At 61.1% G+C, this 16,629-nt stretch carries 16 protein-coding genes and 2 tRNA genes; 14 read left to right on the forward strand and 4 right to left on the reverse strand.

From position 1 onward, the window contains the following. The first annotated feature begins 9 nt into the window (after positions 1–9). The 9 genes from kdsB (at position 10) to EGJ68_RS09985 (ending at position 7,087) form a co-directional block, all read left to right on the forward strand. Positions 10–774 carry a 3-deoxy-manno-octulosonate cytidylyltransferase gene (gene kdsB / locus EGJ68_RS09945; RefSeq protein ID WP_123034395.1) on the forward strand — a complete coding sequence of 255 codons (765 nt, stop codon included), beginning with the start codon at positions 10–12 and terminating at the stop codon, positions 772–774. Between the two features lie 68 nt (positions 775–842). Next, positions 843–1,304 (forward strand): low molecular weight protein-tyrosine-phosphatase, encoded by a 462-nt coding sequence (locus EGJ68_RS09950; protein WP_233248791.1) that lies wholly within the window; start codon positions 843–845, stop codon positions 1,302–1,304. After that, the gene (murB, locus tag EGJ68_RS09955) at positions 1,297–2,325 is read left to right on the forward strand and encodes a UDP-N-acetylmuramate dehydrogenase (protein WP_123034397.1); all 1,029 of its coding nucleotides are present in this window, start codon (positions 1,297–1,299) and stop codon (positions 2,323–2,325) included. Before EGJ68_RS09950 ends, murB begins: the two co-directional genes overlap by 8 nt. After that, positions 2,322–4,148: an excinuclease ABC subunit UvrC gene (gene uvrC, locus EGJ68_RS09960; RefSeq protein WP_123034398.1), complete on the forward strand. Its 1,827-nt coding sequence runs from the start codon at positions 2,322–2,324 to the stop codon at positions 4,146–4,148. Before murB ends, uvrC begins: the two co-directional genes overlap by 4 nt. A gap of 22 nt (positions 4,149–4,170) precedes the next feature. Beyond that, complete coding sequence (gene pgsA / locus EGJ68_RS09965; protein ID WP_027949446.1) at positions 4,171–4,725, forward strand: CDP-diacylglycerol--glycerol-3-phosphate 3-phosphatidyltransferase; 555 nt, start codon at positions 4,171–4,173, stop codon at positions 4,723–4,725. A gap of 183 nt (positions 4,726–4,908) precedes the next feature. Then, positions 4,909–4,984, forward strand: a tRNA-Gly gene (locus tag EGJ68_RS09970). A gap of 35 nt (positions 4,985–5,019) precedes the next feature. After that, positions 5,020–5,093: transfer RNA gene (locus EGJ68_RS09975), tRNA-Cys, on the forward strand. 111 nt (positions 5,094–5,204) lie between these two features. Continuing rightward, a complete protein-coding gene (locus EGJ68_RS09980) occupies positions 5,205–5,873 on the forward strand; it encodes an SOS response-associated peptidase (protein WP_123034399.1) in 669 nt (222 codons plus the stop codon). A gap of 221 nt (positions 5,874–6,094) precedes the next feature. Beyond that, on the forward strand, positions 6,095–7,087 hold the full coding sequence (locus EGJ68_RS09985; protein WP_123034400.1) for an HAD family hydrolase: 993 nt from the start codon (positions 6,095–6,097) through the stop codon (positions 7,085–7,087). A 21-nt stretch (positions 7,088–7,108) separates the two neighbouring features. On the opposite strand, the gene EGJ68_RS09990 is transcribed toward EGJ68_RS09985, so the two are convergent. The 4 genes from EGJ68_RS09990 to trxB all read right to left on the reverse strand — a co-directional run bounded on the left by EGJ68_RS09990 (position 7,109) and on the right by trxB (position 10,268). Continuing rightward, complete coding sequence (locus EGJ68_RS09990; RefSeq protein ID WP_123034401.1) at positions 7,109–7,807, reverse strand: hypothetical protein; 699 nt, start codon at positions 7,805–7,807, stop codon at positions 7,109–7,111. 73 nt (positions 7,808–7,880) lie between these two features. After that, positions 7,881–8,600 carry an arginyltransferase gene (locus tag EGJ68_RS09995; RefSeq protein WP_123034402.1) on the reverse strand — a complete coding sequence of 240 codons (720 nt, stop codon included), beginning with the start codon at positions 8,598–8,600 and terminating at the stop codon, positions 7,881–7,883. Further along, positions 8,597–9,313, reverse strand: a complete 717-nt coding sequence (gene aat, locus EGJ68_RS10000; protein ID WP_123034403.1) for a leucyl/phenylalanyl-tRNA--protein transferase — start codon at positions 9,311–9,313, stop codon at positions 8,597–8,599. The genes EGJ68_RS09995 and aat overlap by 4 nt, the downstream gene beginning before the upstream one ends. A gap of 4 nt (positions 9,314–9,317) precedes the next feature. Then, complete coding sequence (gene trxB, locus EGJ68_RS10005) at positions 9,318–10,268, reverse strand: thioredoxin-disulfide reductase (protein WP_123034404.1); 951 nt, start codon at positions 10,266–10,268, stop codon at positions 9,318–9,320. Positions 10,269–10,508: 240 nt separating this feature from the next. On the opposite strand from trxB, the gene EGJ68_RS10010 reads away from it, so the two are divergent. The 5 genes from EGJ68_RS10010 (at position 10,509) to serS (ending at position 16,602) form a co-directional block, all read left to right on the forward strand. After that, positions 10,509–12,821 (forward strand): DNA translocase FtsK, encoded by a 2,313-nt coding sequence (locus EGJ68_RS10010; RefSeq protein WP_233248759.1) that lies wholly within the window; start codon positions 10,509–10,511, stop codon positions 12,819–12,821. Between the two features lie 39 nt (positions 12,822–12,860). After that, entirely contained in the window at positions 12,861–13,484 is a 624-nt protein-coding gene (lolA, locus tag EGJ68_RS10015; RefSeq protein ID WP_158283599.1) for an outer membrane lipoprotein chaperone LolA, read from the forward strand. Between the two features lie 3 nt (positions 13,485–13,487). Next, entirely contained in the window at positions 13,488–14,825 is a 1,338-nt protein-coding gene (locus EGJ68_RS10020; protein ID WP_123034406.1) for a replication-associated recombination protein A, read from the forward strand. Between the two features lie 77 nt (positions 14,826–14,902). Beyond that, complete coding sequence (crcB, locus tag EGJ68_RS10025; RefSeq protein WP_123034407.1) at positions 14,903–15,277, forward strand: fluoride efflux transporter CrcB; 375 nt, start codon at positions 14,903–14,905, stop codon at positions 15,275–15,277. Positions 15,278–15,309: 32 nt separating this feature from the next. Further along, a complete protein-coding gene (gene serS, locus EGJ68_RS10030) occupies positions 15,310–16,602 on the forward strand; it encodes a serine--tRNA ligase (protein ID WP_123034408.1) in 1,293 nt (430 codons plus the stop codon). Positions 16,603–16,629 lie beyond the last annotated feature (27 nt).

The following is a 16,629-nucleotide window of genomic DNA, read 5'->3' on the forward strand; positions in this document are numbered from 1 at the left end:
GTATACGCTATGAAATTCACTGTGGTTATTCCCGCTCGCTACGCTTCAACCCGTCTACCCGGCAAGCCATTGCTGGATATCGCCGGCCGCCCCATGCTCCAGCATGTCTGGGAGCAGGCGCGGCGCAGCAGCGCCCGGCGCGTAGTGGTGGCAACGGATGACGATAGCGTATACCGCACTGCCACGGCGTTCGGTGCCGAGGCCGTGATGACTGACCCTGGGCACCCCTCCGGCACGGACCGACTGGAAGAAGTGGTGCGCCTGCTCGAGTTGCCGGATGATGCCATCGTGGTGAACGTGCAGGGTGACGAACCCCTGATTCCACCCGCGGTAATCGACCAGGTGGCGGCGAACCTGGCGGCACACCGGGATTGCGAAATTGCCACGCTGAGTGTCGCCATTGAAAGTGTGGAGGAGCTGCGCAACCCGAACGCGGTGAAAGTGGTAGCGGATGCACAGGGTCGGGCACTCTACTTCAGTCGCGCCCCGGTGCCCTGGCCGCGGGATGCTTTTGCCGCGCCTGACGCAAGCCTGCCCGAGAATGGCCGCTGGTGGCGTCATGTGGGTATTTATGCCTACCGGGTTGCCTTCTTGCACCGCTACGTAAGCTGGCCTCCGGCTCCGCTGGAGCGACTGGAACAGCTGGAGCAGTTGCGCGCGCTGTACCACGGCGTCGGCATCCACGTTGCCGCCGCGGTAGCCGAGGTGCCGGCCGGCGTGGACACGCACGAGGATTTGCTGGCAGTTCGCGCACGCTTAGAGGAGACGGCGTGAGTAAGTCAGACGCACCTCAGCCGGCCACACCTGAGCCGGCCGCACCTGAGCCGGCCGCACCCCAACGTGTGCTGTTCGTGTGCCTTGGCAATATCTGTCGCTCGCCCACAGCGGAAGGGGTGTTTCGCCACCTGATTGCCTCCCGTGGGCTCGAGCACCGCATTGAGGCCGACTCCTGCGGCACCGCCGAGTGGCACATTGGCAAAGCGCCCGACGCGCGCAGCGTGGCAGCGGCCCGCCGGCGCGGGTACTCACTGGAGTCGTTGCGCGCGCGGCAGCTGTGCTGGGAGGACTTCTACTCCTTCGACTACATACTGGCGATGGACGAATCCAACCTCGACAACGTACGCCGCCAAGCGCCCCTGGACTACGCCGGGCACATCGGGCTGTTCCTCGATTTCGCCGCTGAAGTGCCCGAGCGCGAGGTGCCCGATCCGTACTACGGGACGGGGGACGGATTCGTGCGCGTGCTGGAGCTGGTCGAAGCGGCCAGCGAGGGCCTCCTTGCAACAATACTACAGCATGACTGAGCAATACCCACCGGGGCAGCCAGCCAATAGCCTGCGCCTGTGTTCTCAGGCAACCGCCGTACACAGCGTACGCTCACTGGCCGAGGTGAATGAGGCACTGGCCTGGGCACGCGCGAAAGCCCTGCCGGTGTTGCCACTGGGGGAGGGCAGTAACGTTGTGCTGCAGCCTCGCTTGCGCGCATTGGCGCTGCTGGTGCAGGTGCCGGGTCGGGAAGTAGTTGCGGACAACGGGGAGTACGTGACGTTGCGAGTGGGTGCCGGTGAGAACTGGCATGCCCTCGTGGTCTGGTCGCTCGCCAGCGGATATTACGGCCTGGAGAATCTGGCCCTGATCCCAGGCACGGTGGGTGCGGCCCCCATTCAGAACATCGGTGCCTATGGCTGTGAAGTGGCGTCTTTCGTTGTGGCGGTGCACGCCAGGCGCATCAGCGACGGCAGCCACCTGACGCTCAGCGCAGCCGAATGCGAGTTCGGCTACCGTGACAGCGTGTTCAAACAAGGCCTTGTGGACAGTGTCGTCATCACCCAAGTGGACTTGCGGCTGGGGAGAACGCCAACGGCCAATACCCAGTATCCCGCGCTGAGTACCGCACTGGAAAAAGCCGGTTGCAGCGGCAGCACGACACCGCAGCAGGTGTTTGATGCGGTTGTGGCGCTGCGTCAGGCGCGCTTGCCAGATCCCGCTCTTGAGCCCAATGCAGGCAGCTTCTTCAAGAATCCGATCGTGCCACACACACTGGCCGAGGCTCTGAAACACCAGCATGCAGACCTCCCTGTTTTCCCAACCAGCGGCGGTGAGTATAAATTGGCGGCGGCCTGGTTGATCGAGCAGGCAGGCTGGAAGGGCCACCGAGCAGGTCCGGTCGGCGTGCACCCCGGGCACGCGCTGGTATTGGTGAACTACGCTGCGGACGCCGCTCCTGCGCTACTGGCGCTGGCCGCTGAGATTCAGGCGTCAGTATGGCAACGATTTGGTGTGCAACTGGAGCTTGAGCCTCGTGTGTATGGAGAGGAGCGGTGAGCACCTTCGACGCAGAGAGCTTTCTCAAGCAGCTCACCACGCGCCCTGGTGTGTACCAGATGTACGATACCAATGGCGAACTGCTGTATGTCGGCAAGGCGCGCAACCTGCGCGCACGCGTCAGCAGCTATTTCCGCGCCAGTGGCCTGACCACCAAGACCATGGCGCTGGTCGCGCGCATACACGACATCCAGGTGACCGTGACCTCAACGGAAGTGGACGCGCTGTTGCTCGAGCACAACCTGATCAAGAGCCATCGACCACCCTACAATATCCTGTTGCGCGACGATAAGTCCTATCCGTATATATTCCTTTCGAGCGACGACGAGTTTCCCCGCCTGAGCATGCATCGTGGGCGCAAGCGACGTAAAGGCAGTTACTTCGGCCCTTACCCATCCGCTTCTGCGGTGCGCGAGTCGCTGCATTTTCTGCAAAAAGTGTTCCGCGTGCGCCAGTGTGAGGACAGCTTCTTTCGCAACCGCTCGCGGCCCTGCCTGCAGCACCAGATCGATCGTTGCACCGCACCCTGTGTCAACCTGGTCTCTGCCGAGGACTATGCCGAGCAGGTGCAGAACACGGCACTCTTCCTCGGCGGCAAGTCGCAGGAACTGTTGGTGCGTCTGGCGGATGACATGGAGCAGGCCGCCGCCGAGCTGGAGTATGAAAAAGCTGCGGTGTATCGAGACCAGATCAGCCAGCTGCAGCATGTGCAGGCGAGTCAGGGCATTGAAGGGGCCAGCGGGGAACTCGACATTCTTGCCGCAGCGGTGGAGGGTGGCCGGGCCTGTGTTCAAGTGCTGTTTGTGCGCAACGCGCAGGTGCTCGGCAGCAAAACCTGGTATCCACCGCTCAAGTTGGACGAAACAGGTGCCGAAGTGCTGGCGGCCTTTCTGCCGCAGTTCTACCTGGCGGGCGGACGCCCCATCCCCGGTGAGATTATTGTTACCGAGCTGCCTGAAGACAGTGATGCCCTGGCGGCGGCGCTCACCCAGCAGGCTGGCCGCCGGGTGCGTATTCGTGCCAGCGTGCGTGATGCGCGCGCAAGATGGTTGCAGCTGGCCCGCCAAACTGCGGTAACCAACCTGCAGTCCCATCTGGCAGGCCGGCAATCCACACTGGAGCGACTGCAGGCACTGCAGGCGCTGCTCAGCCTGCCCGCACTGCCAGAACGCATGGAGTGCTTTGATATCAGCCATAGCTCCGGGGAGGCAACGGTTGCCTCCTGTGTGGTATTCGATCAGAACGGGCCGCGTAAAGCGGACTATCGGCGTTTCAATATCGAGGGTATTACCGGGGGCGATGACTATGCCGCCATGCAGCAGGCTCTGGAGCGGCGTTACAAACGCCTGAAGGAAGGCGAGGCGAGTCTGCCCGACATCCTGTTCATCGACGGTGGCAAGGGCCAGGTCGCGCAGGCCTTGCAGGTGCTTGAATCGCTGCAGTTGAACACCATCGAGGTCGTCGGTGTTGCGAAAGGGGTGACCCGCAAAGCTGGCTTCGAGACGCTGATCCGCGGGAACACCGGTGCGGAGCAGCAGTTACGCGGCGATAGTCCTGCCCTCCACCTGATACAGTCGATTCGGGACGAGGCACACCGTTTTGCCATTACCGGGCATCGCGCGCGCAGGGACAAGGCGCGGCAACGCTCTTCGCTGGAGGGTATTCCGGGCGTGGGCGCCAAACGTCGCCGTGAGCTGCTGCGCCACTTTGGCAGCGCCAGCGGTGTGGCCAATGCCAACGTCGACGAGCTGAAAAAAATCAATGGAATTAGTGCGACCCTCGCGCAACAGATATACGATCACTTGCATGGCACTGGCCAGTAATGGAGCAAACGTCCTTTTGAGTATCAATATACCCAACGCGCTGACCCTGATGCGTATTTTCCTCATTCCGGTGCTGGTGGTGGTGTTCTATCTGCCGTTTCAGCACCATCTCCTCGTAGCGGCGGGCGTATTCACTGTCGCGGCGGTGACAGACTGGCTGGACGGCTACCTCGCGCGGCGCCTGGGGCAGATGACCAAGTTCGGCGCGTTCCTGGACCCGGTAGCCGACAAATTAATGGTCGCCGTGGCCCTGGTGCTGCTGGTGGAGCGGCACAACACGATCCTGCTCACTCTGGCGGCCAGCGTCATCATTGGCCGCGAGATTGTTGTGTCCGCGTTGCGTGAATGGATGGCGGAACTGGGGCAGCGTACCTCGGTGGCTGTGTCCTATATTGGCAAAGTGAAAACGGCCTTTCAGATGATTGCCATTATCGGCCTGCTGGCGATTGACCCGGTAGTGCACGAGAATTGGCTGCAGGCGCTGTGCTACCTCATGCTGTATGCCGCCGCTGTGCTCACACTCTGGTCCATGGTGATTTACCTGCGTGCCGCGGTGGAGGTGATGAAGGGGCACTGAGCCCCGCAATGTTCTTGACAGGAACGTTACAGGCCCTAGAATAGGCGCCCTCACGCGGCCCCCGGGTCGCTTGAAACGCGGGAATAGCTCAGTGGGTAGAGCGCAACCTTGCCATGGTTGAGGCGGGGCGCGAAGCTTCGACGGTTCCGGCGACCAGGGATGAAGTAGTAACGAAGCAGTAAAGCGGGAATAGCTCAGTTGGTAGAGCGCAACCTTGCCAAGGTTGAGGTCGCCGGTTCGAACCCGGTTTCCCGCTCCAACCCCTTTTGTACTGTCTGGTACAGAAACGATCAAGGCTCGGTGGCAGAGTGGTTATGCAGCGGATTGCAAATCCGTCAACGCCGGTTCGATTCCGACCCGAGCCTCCATCTCCCTATTAAATAGCGTACTTCGGCATCACGCCGGGGCATTGCTATGCCTGAAAACCCCTAAAGACAGATATTTTCGCAGCTTCGCCGGATCTATACTAAGGTGCTGGCATGTGCGGCCGCTTCAACATCACTCACCTGCCTGGTCTCCAGGGACTTCTGGATGAGCTGAACATTGGCCTCACACTGCCAGAGCCGCGCTACAACGTTGCGCCGACCGAAGATGTGTTGCTGCTCCATGAGGGTCATGCCGATTTTGCGCGCTGGTGGCTGGTGCCTTCCTGGGCGAAAGAGGTCGACACGAAATACAGCATGTTTAACGCCCGGGCCGAATCGCTGGCAAGCAGTCCAGGCTTCAGGAAGCCGTTTCGATCGCAGCGCGGCATTGTGCCAATGTCGAACTTCATCGAATGGCGGGCGGAGAGCGGCCAGAAGCAGCCGTGGGTTATCACCAATGACGAGCAAACCATTGCCGTAGCCGCGCTCTGGGACGTCTGGCACGGCGCTGAGGCGCCATTACTGTCCTGCACGCTGGTTACCACACAGGCTGCTGATGCTTTCCGGCCCTGGCACAACAGAATGCCGGTGATGCTAACGCAGCAGGAGCGCGCTCGCTGGTTGGACAATACCCAGTCTATTGACCCGAACGACCCTATCCTGGCGCCTGTACTCAAATACAATCTGACGCTGTACCCCGTCAGCAAGGCTGTGGGCAGGTCTACAGAAAAAGATCCCGAGCTGTTCGAGCCCATCAATGACTCGGTTATCTTGAGGGCCTAACGGAAGCGTCCGGCTATCAAGGTGTGATGGCCGGACGCTTACGCTGGCACTTTTCGGCCTCGTTTTGGCTGGACAGGGCTGGAACCGACGCAAGAAAGCGTAGATCGGTTGCACGAACCCCAAGTCCTCTCAATGAGGGCTTTTTTAATGACTTGTTGCCTTCTGGGCCGCGTGAAGGCAGGATCGGTGGGTATCTCTTGTCACCATTGTCAGCCATTCTTATGAAGCATTCATTGCCAGTGAAGCTCCTCGCGGTTATCACCTTACTGCTCGGCTCCCATTTTGTCGTTGCGCAGCAAAACGATTCACTGCCATCCTGGAACGACACGGCCGCCAAACAGGCCATCGTTGCGTTCGTTGAGCAGGTCACGCGCGAGGGTTCGGAAGGCTACGTGCCGCCCGCAGCGCGTATCGCCACCTTCGACAATGACGGCAACCTGTGGGCCGAGCAGCCTGCGTATTTCCAGTTGTTCTTCGCGGCTGACCGCATTCGGGCGCTTGCACCGCAACACCCCGAATGGCAAACCAAGGAGCCGTTTGCCTCCTTGCTGAAAGGCGACCTCGAGGCTGTGCATGCCGGCGGCATGGCGGCAGTCAACGATATCATCATGGCAACGCACGCCGGCATGACCACTGATGAGTTCGCTGCCATCGTGCGGGAATGGGTCGCGACGGCGCGCCACCCAACAACCGACCGACGCTATATCGACATGGTCTACCAGCCCATGCTGGAGTTGCTCGATTACCTGCGCACGAACGAATTCAAAACCTTTATCGTCTCCGGTGGCGGTATCGAATTCATGCGCCCCTGGGTCGAATCTGTCTACGGCATACCACCAGAACAGGTGGTTGGCAGCAGTATTAAAACCCGCTTCGAACTGCGTGACGGGCAACCGGTTCTTGTGCGCCTGCCGGAGATTGATTTCATCGATGACAAGGCGGGCAAGCCAGTGGGTATCAATTCACACATCGGCAGGCGCCCCCTATTGGCGTCCGGCAATTCCGATGGCGACCTGCAGATGCTGCAGTACACCGCTGCGGGGGCGGGGCCGCGCCTGATGCTCTACCTGCACCACACGGATGCCGAGCGTGAGTGGGCCTATGACCGCGAGTCGAGCGTTGGCCGGCTGGACCAGGGGCTTGATGAGGCGCGCGCCAAAGGCTGGACGGTCATCGACATGAAAGCGGACTGGAACGTGGTGTTTCCAGAGTAGTCGAGAAGGCGCGCGTAGCGCCTAGTTCCCCTGTCCTACCGAATAGTTCAGCTGAACGAATACCCGGGTGACGTAATCCAGCAGCGCGTATATGAAAAAGGCTATCCCCACCATCTCCAAGGATTCCTCAAGCGTGTAGATGATGGTGTAAGTGAGCTCCTCGGCTCCGGGAGAGGAGATGTACTTCCCACCCAGCATTTCCATTCCCAGCGCTCCCGCCAGATACAGCGTTCCCGAGCTCACAAAATATAGCCCGCTTGGCCGAGGTAATCGGATCAGAAATCTGGCGAACAGGCCGGCTACCAAGGCGGCAATGATTCCATAGGGAATAACCCAGGCGTAATAAAAATAGCCGGATGTGCCTAACGTGGTTCTGACATACACGGTCAGATTCTCGTGCAACGCGGCAGTTTCATCGATAGCCAGAAACACAAAAATTGCCGCCAGAACGTACCACAGAAGAAACGCCTCCTGTTGCTTGCGATGACCATACGCAATTCCGGCAAGCAGAGCGGCTGCCAAAAGCAACTGCAGGGAGGAAAACAACGTCGGGATATTCGCCTCAAGGTTTAAATTGAAGAGATTGATCCACACGGGAATTTCCCGAATCGGCGCATTAACGATAAACCAGGCGACGCCCAGACTACTGGCGATAACCAGAAAGAGAATCGTGATCAGCAGAACCAGCAGTGTCCTGAGGGGAGATATTTCAATATACACGCAGCGATGCCTTGCAGTTAAAGAGCGATTGGAAGATGGAGGGTTAGCGCAGGTTACAGCTATACGGTGCGTTTCAGGCCGGCTCGTCCGGCAGCTGCCACTGGCTCTCGAGATACAGCTCAAGCGGCTGATAGGCTGTTTTATAGGCCATTTTATTGCAGTTACGAATCCAGTAGCCGAGATACAGATAATCCAGGCCCAGGGTGCGGGCCTGCTCGATCTGCCAGAGGATGGCATAACTGCCGAGGCTGCGTTTGTCTTCCTCGGGGTCGAAGAAGGTGTAGATGGCCGAGAGGCCATCGGTCAGCACATCCACCACCGCAATACCCAGCAAACGCTCACCGGCAAAAAAACGGTAGTAGCGCGTGCAATCCCAGGCGTCATTGAGGAAGGACTCGTACTGCTCCCGATCGGGCGGATACATGTCGCCGTCGGCGTGGCGCTGCTCTATATAGCGGTAGTAGAGGTCGTAGGCGGCCTCATCGCGGATATGCTTGCTGAGCTCAACACGGATATCGGCATTGCGGCGCCAGGTGCGCCTTTGCGCGCGGTTGGGCGTAAACGCATTCACCGGAATGCGTGCCGGAATACAGGCGTTACAGCGTCCGCAATGTGGCCGGTAGATATGGTTGCCACTGCGCCGGAAACCCATCTGCGAGAGCCGGCTATAGAGCAACTGATCCATCTCCTGCCGCGGATCGATGAACAGAGTGGTGGCTTCCTGATCTTTCAGGTAGCTGCAGCTATGGGGGTAGGTGGTATATACCTTGAGATCCCGCAGGGATGAGGTCACGGCAGCAGGTCTCCGCAGTGGGTCGGCAGCACCCAGATGGACGGTTCAATACGCTTGTCTACAGTTTGGGCAAGCTCCGCCTCAAAGTCCAGCCTGCTGATATTGCATGCCCCCATTCTGTTCATGTGTTCGCTCTCTATCTGGCAATCGACCAGGAGAAAACCGGCCCGGCGCAGCAGGTGGACAAGAGCAACCAGCGCTATCCGAGAGGCACTCGGTACGCGGGAGAACATCGATTCGCCAAAAAATACGCGCCCTTGTGCCACGCCGTAGAGCCCACCCACCAGGTCGCCGTTGCCATTGAGCACCTCTACCGAGTGGGCGATGCCGCGCCGGTGCAAGGCCTGATAAGCCTGTAGCATGTCCTCGCTGATCCAGGTGCCGTCGCTGTCGCGCCGGGGTGCCGCGCAGGCCTCCATCACCGAGGCAAAGCGTCGGTCAACGCTGAGCTGCAAGGGAGCCTTGCGCAGTGTTTTGCGTAAAGAACGGGATATGTGCAGCTCGTTGAGATACAGCACCGAGCGTGGGTCCGGCGTCCACCAGAGTACCGGCTGCGGCGGTTCATACCAGGGGAAGATACCCCGGCGGTAAGCCGCTACCAGACGTTCAGGTGACAGCCCACCGCCAGCGGCCAGCAGGCCGTTGGGGTAGGAGAGGGCGCACCGGGTAGGCGGAAAATCGTCACCGGGCGCCAAACGGGCGATCCCCGGCATGCTGTTAGCCGAGGTTATCCAGGTACTTCTCGGCGTCCAGCGCCGCCATGCAGCCAAACCCGGCTGAGGTAATTGCCTGGCGGTAAATATGATCGCCTACGTCGCCGGCGGCGAACACGCCGGGAACGGAGGTGGCCGTGGCGTTGCCCTCGGTGCCACTGCGGAGGTTGATATAGCCATCTTTCATATCCAACTGGCCCTGGAATATATCCGTGTTCGGCTTGTGGCCGATGGCAATGAAGACACCGGCAAGGTCGTGGTCGCTGGTTGCGCCGTCTCCGGTCGATCTAACCCGCATACCCGTTACGCCGCTGCTGTCACCCAGCACTTCGTCGAGGGTATGGTTCCAGAGCAGGCGCACTTTGCCTTCCTCGGCGCGCTTGAACAATCGGTCCTGCAACACCTTCTCGGCGCGCAGGCTGTCGCGGCGGTGCACCAGCACGACCTCGGAAGCAATGTTGGCCAGGTACAGGGCCTCTTCGACCGCCGTGTTGCCGCCGCCGATGACCGCGACTTTCTGGTTGCGATAGAAAAAGCCATCGCAGGTGGCGCAGGCGCTCACGCCCTTGCCCATAAAGGCCGCCTCACTGGGCAGGCCCAGGTACTGTGCCGATGCGCCGGTGGCGATAATGAGGGCGTCACAGCTGTAGCGGCTGCTGCCCTCCAGCTGGAAGGGCCGACTGGACAGGTCGACCTTCTCGATGTGGTCGAACACCACGGCGGTTTCAAAGCGCTCAACGTGGGCCTGCATTTGCTGCATCAACTCGGGGCCCTGCAGCTCGGCATGACCACCGGGCCAGTTTTCCACCTCAGTTGTGGTGGTGAGCTGGCCGCCCTGTTGCATACCCGTGATCACGACCGGCTTCAAATTGGCGCGCGCCGCGTACACCGCTGCCGTATAGCCTGCCGGGCCGGAACCGAGAATGATCAGAGGGTGATGTTGAACGTCGCTCATGTGGTGATTTCCCGGTTGCTGGTGTTAAATATGGACCGGCGCGCATGCCGGCGTGCTGGCGTTGCCCGGCGCTGACCGGGGCAGCGTATGGTAATGTAAAGGCTGCGCTGCGGCAAAGGCGAGACCGTTTCTAATTTGTTCTTATAAGTAATTGAATATAATCATAAAATAAAGCACAATTGCGCAATATTGTCGCCCGTGGAAAGGCACTTTTCCACGCCAGTGAGGGGAAATTCAAGCGTGCCTGAGAAATCCGGTCAGCACAGCGTCCTGGGCCCGCGGTTGCGTGAGGGCGCATTCATTGGCGTCAGTGCGGCCTGCCTCTACGTGTTGCTGGCGCTCGTCACCTACAGTCCCAGGGATCCCGGGTGGTCGGCAACCGGTTCCGGCACACGCATAGTTAATGCAGGTGGCCCCACCGGCGCATGGGTCGCCGATGTCGCCTTCTCGCTGGTGGGGTTTGCCGCCTATCTTCTGCCCCTGCTACTGGCCTATCGAGCGCTTGTAATTCTGCTGCAGCGCCATCGCCAGAAGCCTTTCGACTGGGTGACTTTCGGTATCCGGGCCCTCGGCCTGGTGCTGGTCATGATTGCCGGCACGGCGCTCGCAGCGATGAACGATGCCGGCAACTCCGGCCTGCCACAGGGTGCCGGTGGCATCCTCGGGCAGGCGATCGGGGATGGGTTTACCGTTGCCTTCAGCGCTATCGGCAGCCGCTTGATCCTGCTCGCCGTGTTCCTTTTTGGCATGACGATTTTCGCCGATGTCAGCTGGCTGCGTCTGATGGAGCGACTCGGGCGCTGGACACTCAACGGCGCACAGCGTGTGCGGCTCTGGTGTATCAATGCTATTGATAGACTGCGCGACCGGCGCCAGCGTGAGAAAGCCCTGGAAGCACGCAAGGCGGTGATAGACGAGCACGTGGAGCGCAGCAAACAGCGCAAGCCACCGAAGATCAAGCCGTTGAAGCCGCGCCCGGAAAAAAGCGAACGCGCCGAAAAGGAAAAACAGCAGCCGCTGTTTGACGCGCCGGTCACCGGCGAACTGCCGGCCCTGAACCTGCTCGACGCGGAGACGAAGGACCCGACCAAGGGCTTTTCCGAAGAGGCTCTGGCGGCCATGTCTCGACTGCTCGAGCTCAAGCTCGCGGATTTCGGCATCAGCGCCGAGGTGGTGGCGGTGTATCCGGGCCCGGTAATCACCCGTTTCGAGATACAACCGGCTGCCGGCATCAAGGTCTCGCGCATTTCCAACCTCGCCAAGGACCTCGCACGGTCGCTGGCGGTCATCAGTGTGCGCGTGGTGGAAGTGATTCCCGGCAAGTCGGTGGTGGGCATTGAAATCCCCAACGAAGACCGGGAGGTCGTCAACTTCCGCGAGGTGCTGTCCTCGCGGGCCTTCGACCAGTCGCGTTCGCCACTCACCCTGGCGCTGGGGCACGACATTTCCGGCGAACCTGTGGTCGCGGACCTGGGTAAGATGCCGCACCTGCTCGTTGCAGGTACCACTGGTTCCGGCAAGTCGGTGGGCGTCAATGCCATGCTGCTCAGCCTGCTCTACAAGTCTACCCCCGCCGATGTACGGCTGATCATGGTGGACCCGAAGATGCTTGAGCTTTCGGTCTATGACGGCATTCCCCACCTGCTGACCCCGGTGATCACCGACATGAAGGATGCTGCCAACGGCCTGCGCTGGTGCGTGGCGGAAATGGAGCGCCGTTACAAGCTGATGGCACATCTCGGGGTGCGCAACCTGGCCGGTTACAACCGCAAGCTGGCCGATGCCGAGCGGGAAGGAACGCCTATTGTCGACCCGCTGTGGAAGCCGGACCCCATTCTGGCATTGACTGACGAGGAACAGGAAGCTCCGGCGCTGGAGCGTCTGCCTTCCATTGTAGTAGTGATCGACGAATTTGCTGACATGATGATGATTGTCGGCAAGAAAGTGGAAGAGCTCATTGCGAGAATCGCGCAAAAGGCGAGGGCAGCGGGCATTCACCTCATTCTCGCCACACAGCGACCTTCGGTCGACGTCATCACAGGCCTGATCAAGGCCAACATTCCCACCCGTATCGCCTTTCAGGTGTCCTCCAAGATCGACTCACGGACCATTCTGGACCAGGGTGGTGCAGAGCAATTGCTCGGCCACGGCGACATGCTCTACCTGCCCCCCGGCTCGGGCCTGCCCACACGTGTGCACGGCGCTTTCTGTTCCGACGAGGAAGTACACCGCGTAGTGGCCGACTGGAAGCGCCGCGGCGAGCCCCGCTATATCGACGGCCTGCTGGATGAAGGCAGCAGCACGCCGGTGACCGCTGGGGAACTTCAGGCCAGTAACGGGGACGAAGATCCAGAGAGCGACAACCTGTATGATGAAGCCGTACACTATGTGACCCAGAGTCGGCGTGCGTCTATATCATCGGTACAGCGCAAATTACGTATCGGCTACAACCGCGCCGCGCGCCTCATCGAAAGCATGGAGCAGGCCGGAGTAGTCAGCGAAATGGGCACCAATGGGCAGCGTGAAGTGCTGGCACCGCCGCCGCCAGAGTAACTCACTGCACTCCCCGCAACATTGCACAGGAATCAACACGTGCCTCATGTGAAAACACTGTCGTATCTTTGTCTGCTGCTGTTCGCCGTTATGTCCACACCCGTGCGGGCAGAGGCGGTGGATGAACTATTGCGTGCCTTACAATCGATAGAGCGCCTGCAGGGTGAGTTCCGCCAGCGGCAGTACGCCACAGACGGCAGCGTGGTGAGCGACTCCGAGGGCCGTTTTCGCCTGCTACGCCCGGGCTATTTTGCCTGGGAGATCCGCGCTCCCGACAGCCAGTTGATCATTGCCAACCGGGATTATCTCTGGCACCACGACCGCGACCTGGAAACGGTCACACGCAAGCCCGTGGTGGGCAGTGAAGCGATGACGCCATTGCAGGTGCTTGGCGGTGATGGGGCGGCCCTGCGTCGTGATTACACCGTGCACCGCGACGCGCAGCAGCGTTTTGTGCTTGTCCCCCGCGGACTGGACGCAGGTTTCCAGGAACTGACTCTGGCACTGGAGGGCAACACTTTGCAGGGCATGGAAGTGCAGGACAACCTCAACCAGCGTGTGGTGATTACGTTTACAGCCCTGGACACGCAGACCCCGATGACGCCTGCAGAATTCGACTTCACGCCGCCCCCCGGCGCGGATCTGTTTTACCAGGCAGAGTAGCGCTTGGCCGACGACCTGTTCAGCGCCGACGACGAAGCGGGTTACCAGCCGCTTGCGGCACGCCTGCGTCCGCAAGCCCTGGACACCTTTGCCGGGCAGGCGCATCTTCTGGGGCCCGGCAAGCCGCTGCGCCAGGCCATCGAGCGGCGCCAGCTGCACTCAATGATTTTCTGGGGCCCCCCGGGCGTCGGTAAAACCACCCTGGCGCGTATTGTGGCCGGCGCTGCCAACGCGCACTTCCTGCAGCTTTCGGCGGTGCTTGCCGGCGTGCGGGAAATACGCGAAGCCATCAGCCAGGCGCGTCAGCAGCGCGCCACAGGGCGCGACACGATTCTGTTCGTGGATGAAGTGCACCGTTTCAACAAGAGTCAGCAGGACGCGTTTTTGCCCCATGTGGAAGATGGCACCGTCATTTTTATCGGCGCCACCACCGAAAACCCCTCGTTTGAACTGAATAATGCGCTGCTTTCCCGTGCCCGTGTCTACAAATTGCGTGCGCTTGAGCCGGACGCGTTACTGGACGTGTTGCGCCGCGGTGTCGCTGCGCTTTCGCCCGCGGTTGGCGTCGACGAAGGGTGCCTGTTACAGATTGCCGGGCAGGCTGACGGTGATGCCCGGCGCGCCCTGAACCTGCTCGAGCTGGCCGCCGATCTCGCGGACGAGCACGACGGCAGGCGCATCATCACAGCCGCGACTCTGGAAGAAGTCTTGCAGGCCTCGTTACGGCGCTTCGACAAGGGCGGGGACCTGTTCTATGACCAGATCAGCGCCCTGCACAAGGCTGTGCGAGGCTCGGCCCCGGACGCCGCCGCGTATTGGCTGTGCCGGATGCTGGACGGGGGCTGCGACGCGCTGTATCTGGCGCGCCGCATCGTGCGCATGGCGAGCGAAGATATCGGCAACGCCGACCCGCGCGCGCTCAGCCTGTGCCTGGATGCCTGGCAGGTACAGGAGCGCCTGGGCAGCCCCGAGGGAGAGCTCGCCCTCGCGCAGGCTGTGATCTACCTCGCCTGTGCGCCCAAGAGCAACGCAGTGTACAGCGCCTACAAGGCGGCGTTGGCCGATGTACAAAGCCAGGGCAGCAGCGAAGTGCCTCTGCACTTGCGAAACGCACCGACAGCGCTGATGAAAGCGGAGGGCCATGGCGACGATTACCGCTACGCCCACGATGAGGAGGGTGCCTATGCCGCGGGCGAAAACTATTTCCCGGAGGCGCTGCAGTCGCGGCGCTACTATTTCCCGGTAGCGCGCGGTCTGGAACAGAAGATCGGCGAAAAGCTCGAGTACCTGCGCGGCCTGGACCAGAACAGCAATCGGCAGCGCTACCCGCGCAAGCCGTAAGCGCGGCGCAGGGCGCTGCCCCGGAGGCAAAAAATCAGTACAATGCGCGCTGGCAACTGCACGCTGCGGGTTTTCCCATGAAGTACCTGGTTTTCGTTGCACTCGGGGGAGCAGCGGGCTCGGTTTCCCGCTACCTGCTGTCGCAGTGGACTCAGGCACAGTGGCAAGGCGCGTTTCCCGTGGCCACCTTGCTGGTCAACCTTCTGGGCTCCTGTGCTATCGGTGTGGTATTTGCGCTGCTGGAGCGCCAGGTTCTGCATGCGGACTGGCGCGGTCTGCTGATGGTTGGCTTCCTGGGGGCGTTCACCACGTTCTCCACGTTTTCCCTGGAGACCTTCGCCCTCTGGGAGTCGGGCCAGGCAGCGCATGCAGTGGGGTATATGCTGGCCAGTGTCACGCTCTGCGTGGTCGGTGCCGCCCTCGCAATCACCCTGACCCGGACTCTGCTCTAGCGTCCGACACAACAGACAACAGGAACACAACAATGCTGGATATCAAAGCGGTGCGGCAGGACCCGCAAGCCATCGCGGCGCAATTGGCGCGGCGCGGTTTCACTTTCGATGTTGCCGCGTTCGAAGCCCTCGACGCACAGCGCAAGCAGGCCGACATGGACAGCCAGTCGCTGCTGGCAGAACGCAAACGCGCCTCCAAGACTATCGGCCAGTTGGTGGGGCAGGGCATGAGTGTCGATGAGGCGAAAGCCCAGGTGAACCTGACCCTCGATAAGATAGCCGCCCAACTCGACACGCTTACCGAACAGGCCAGGGGCGTACAGGCGAAGCTGGAGGAATTCATGCTGGGTGTGCCGAACCTGCTGGCACCCGAGGTGCCCGAGGGCACGCGCGAGGAAGACAACACCGAGATAGCACGCTGCGGTCAGCCGCGGGTGTTTGATTTCCCGGTGCGCGACCACGTGGAGATCGGTGAGGCCCTGCAGCAGCTTGACGCCGAGACCGCGGGCAAGATCACCGGCTCCCGTTTTACCGTGATGGTCGGCCCACTGGCTCGCCTGCATCGCGCCCTGATCCAGTTCATGCTCAACCTGCACACTGGCGAGCACGGTTACCGCGAAATCTACGTGCCCTATATCGTCAATGGCGAGTCCCTGCGTGGCACTGGGCAGCTACCGAAGTTTGCCGAGGACCTGTTCAAATTGCATGGCGACCAGGACTACTACTTGATTCCCACCGCGGAGGTGCCAGTGACCAATGTGGCGCGCGACCGCATATTTGAGGATGTTGAACTCGGCGCCGAGGGCGTACGGTTTGCGTGTCACACGCCGTGTTTCCGCAGTGAGGCAGGCAGCTACGGTCGCGACACGCGCGGCATGATTCGCCAGCACCAGTTCGAGAAAGTGGAGCTGGTGCAGTTGGTGCGCCCCGGGCAGTCCGAGCAGGCTCTGGACGCGCTCACCGGTCACGCGGAACGGGTGTTGCAACTGCTCGAGCTGCCCTATCGCAAGATGGCGCTGTGCGCCGGTGATACCGGTTTTTCTGCACAGCGCACCTACGACCTGGAGGTGTGGTTGCCCGCCCAGAATACCTACCGCGAGATTTCGTCCTGTAGCAGCTTTGGTGATTTCCAGGCGCGGCGCATGCGGGCCCGTTGGCGCAACCCGGAAACCGGCAAGCCTGAGCTGCTGCACACGCTGAATGGCTCAGGGCTCGCGGTGGGACGCACACTCGTGGCATTGCTGGAGAACTACCAGCAGGCGGACGGCAGTGTCACCATTCCCGTGGTCCTGCAGCCCTATATGGGTGGCCTGACGCAGCTCTGAGTACGCCCATCACACGCCAGGAGTCCG

This window comes from Haliea alexandrii, from assembly GCF_003719295.1.
In the GTDB taxonomy this organism is placed as follows: Bacteria; Pseudomonadota; Gammaproteobacteria; order Pseudomonadales; family Halieaceae; genus Haliea; species Haliea alexandrii.

Bases quoted from the DNA above. Each gene is read 5' to 3' on its own strand.
- kdsB (WP_123034395.1), top strand. From the start codon at position 10: ATGAAATTCACTGTGGTTATTCCCGCTCGCTACGCTTCAACCCGTCTA.
- murB (WP_123034397.1), top strand. From the start codon at position 1,297: ATGACTGAGCAATACCCACCGGGGCAGCCAGCCAATAGCCTGCGCCTG.
- EGJ68_RS09980 (WP_123034399.1), top strand. From the start codon at position 5,205: ATGTGCGGCCGCTTCAACATCACTCACCTGCCTGGTCTCCAGGGACTT.
- EGJ68_RS09985 (WP_123034400.1), top strand. From the start codon at position 6,095: ATGAAGCATTCATTGCCAGTGAAGCTCCTCGCGGTTATCACCTTACTG.
- aat (WP_123034403.1), bottom strand. From the start codon at position 9,313: ATGCCGGGGATCGCCCGTTTGGCGCCCGGTGACGATTTTCCGCCTACC.
- trxB (WP_123034404.1), bottom strand. From the start codon at position 10,268: ATGAGCGACGTTCAACATCACCCTCTGATCATTCTCGGTTCCGGCCCG.
- crcB (WP_123034407.1), top strand. From the start codon at position 14,903: ATGAAGTACCTGGTTTTCGTTGCACTCGGGGGAGCAGCGGGCTCGGTT.
- serS (WP_123034408.1), top strand. From the start codon at position 15,310: ATGCTGGATATCAAAGCGGTGCGGCAGGACCCGCAAGCCATCGCGGCG.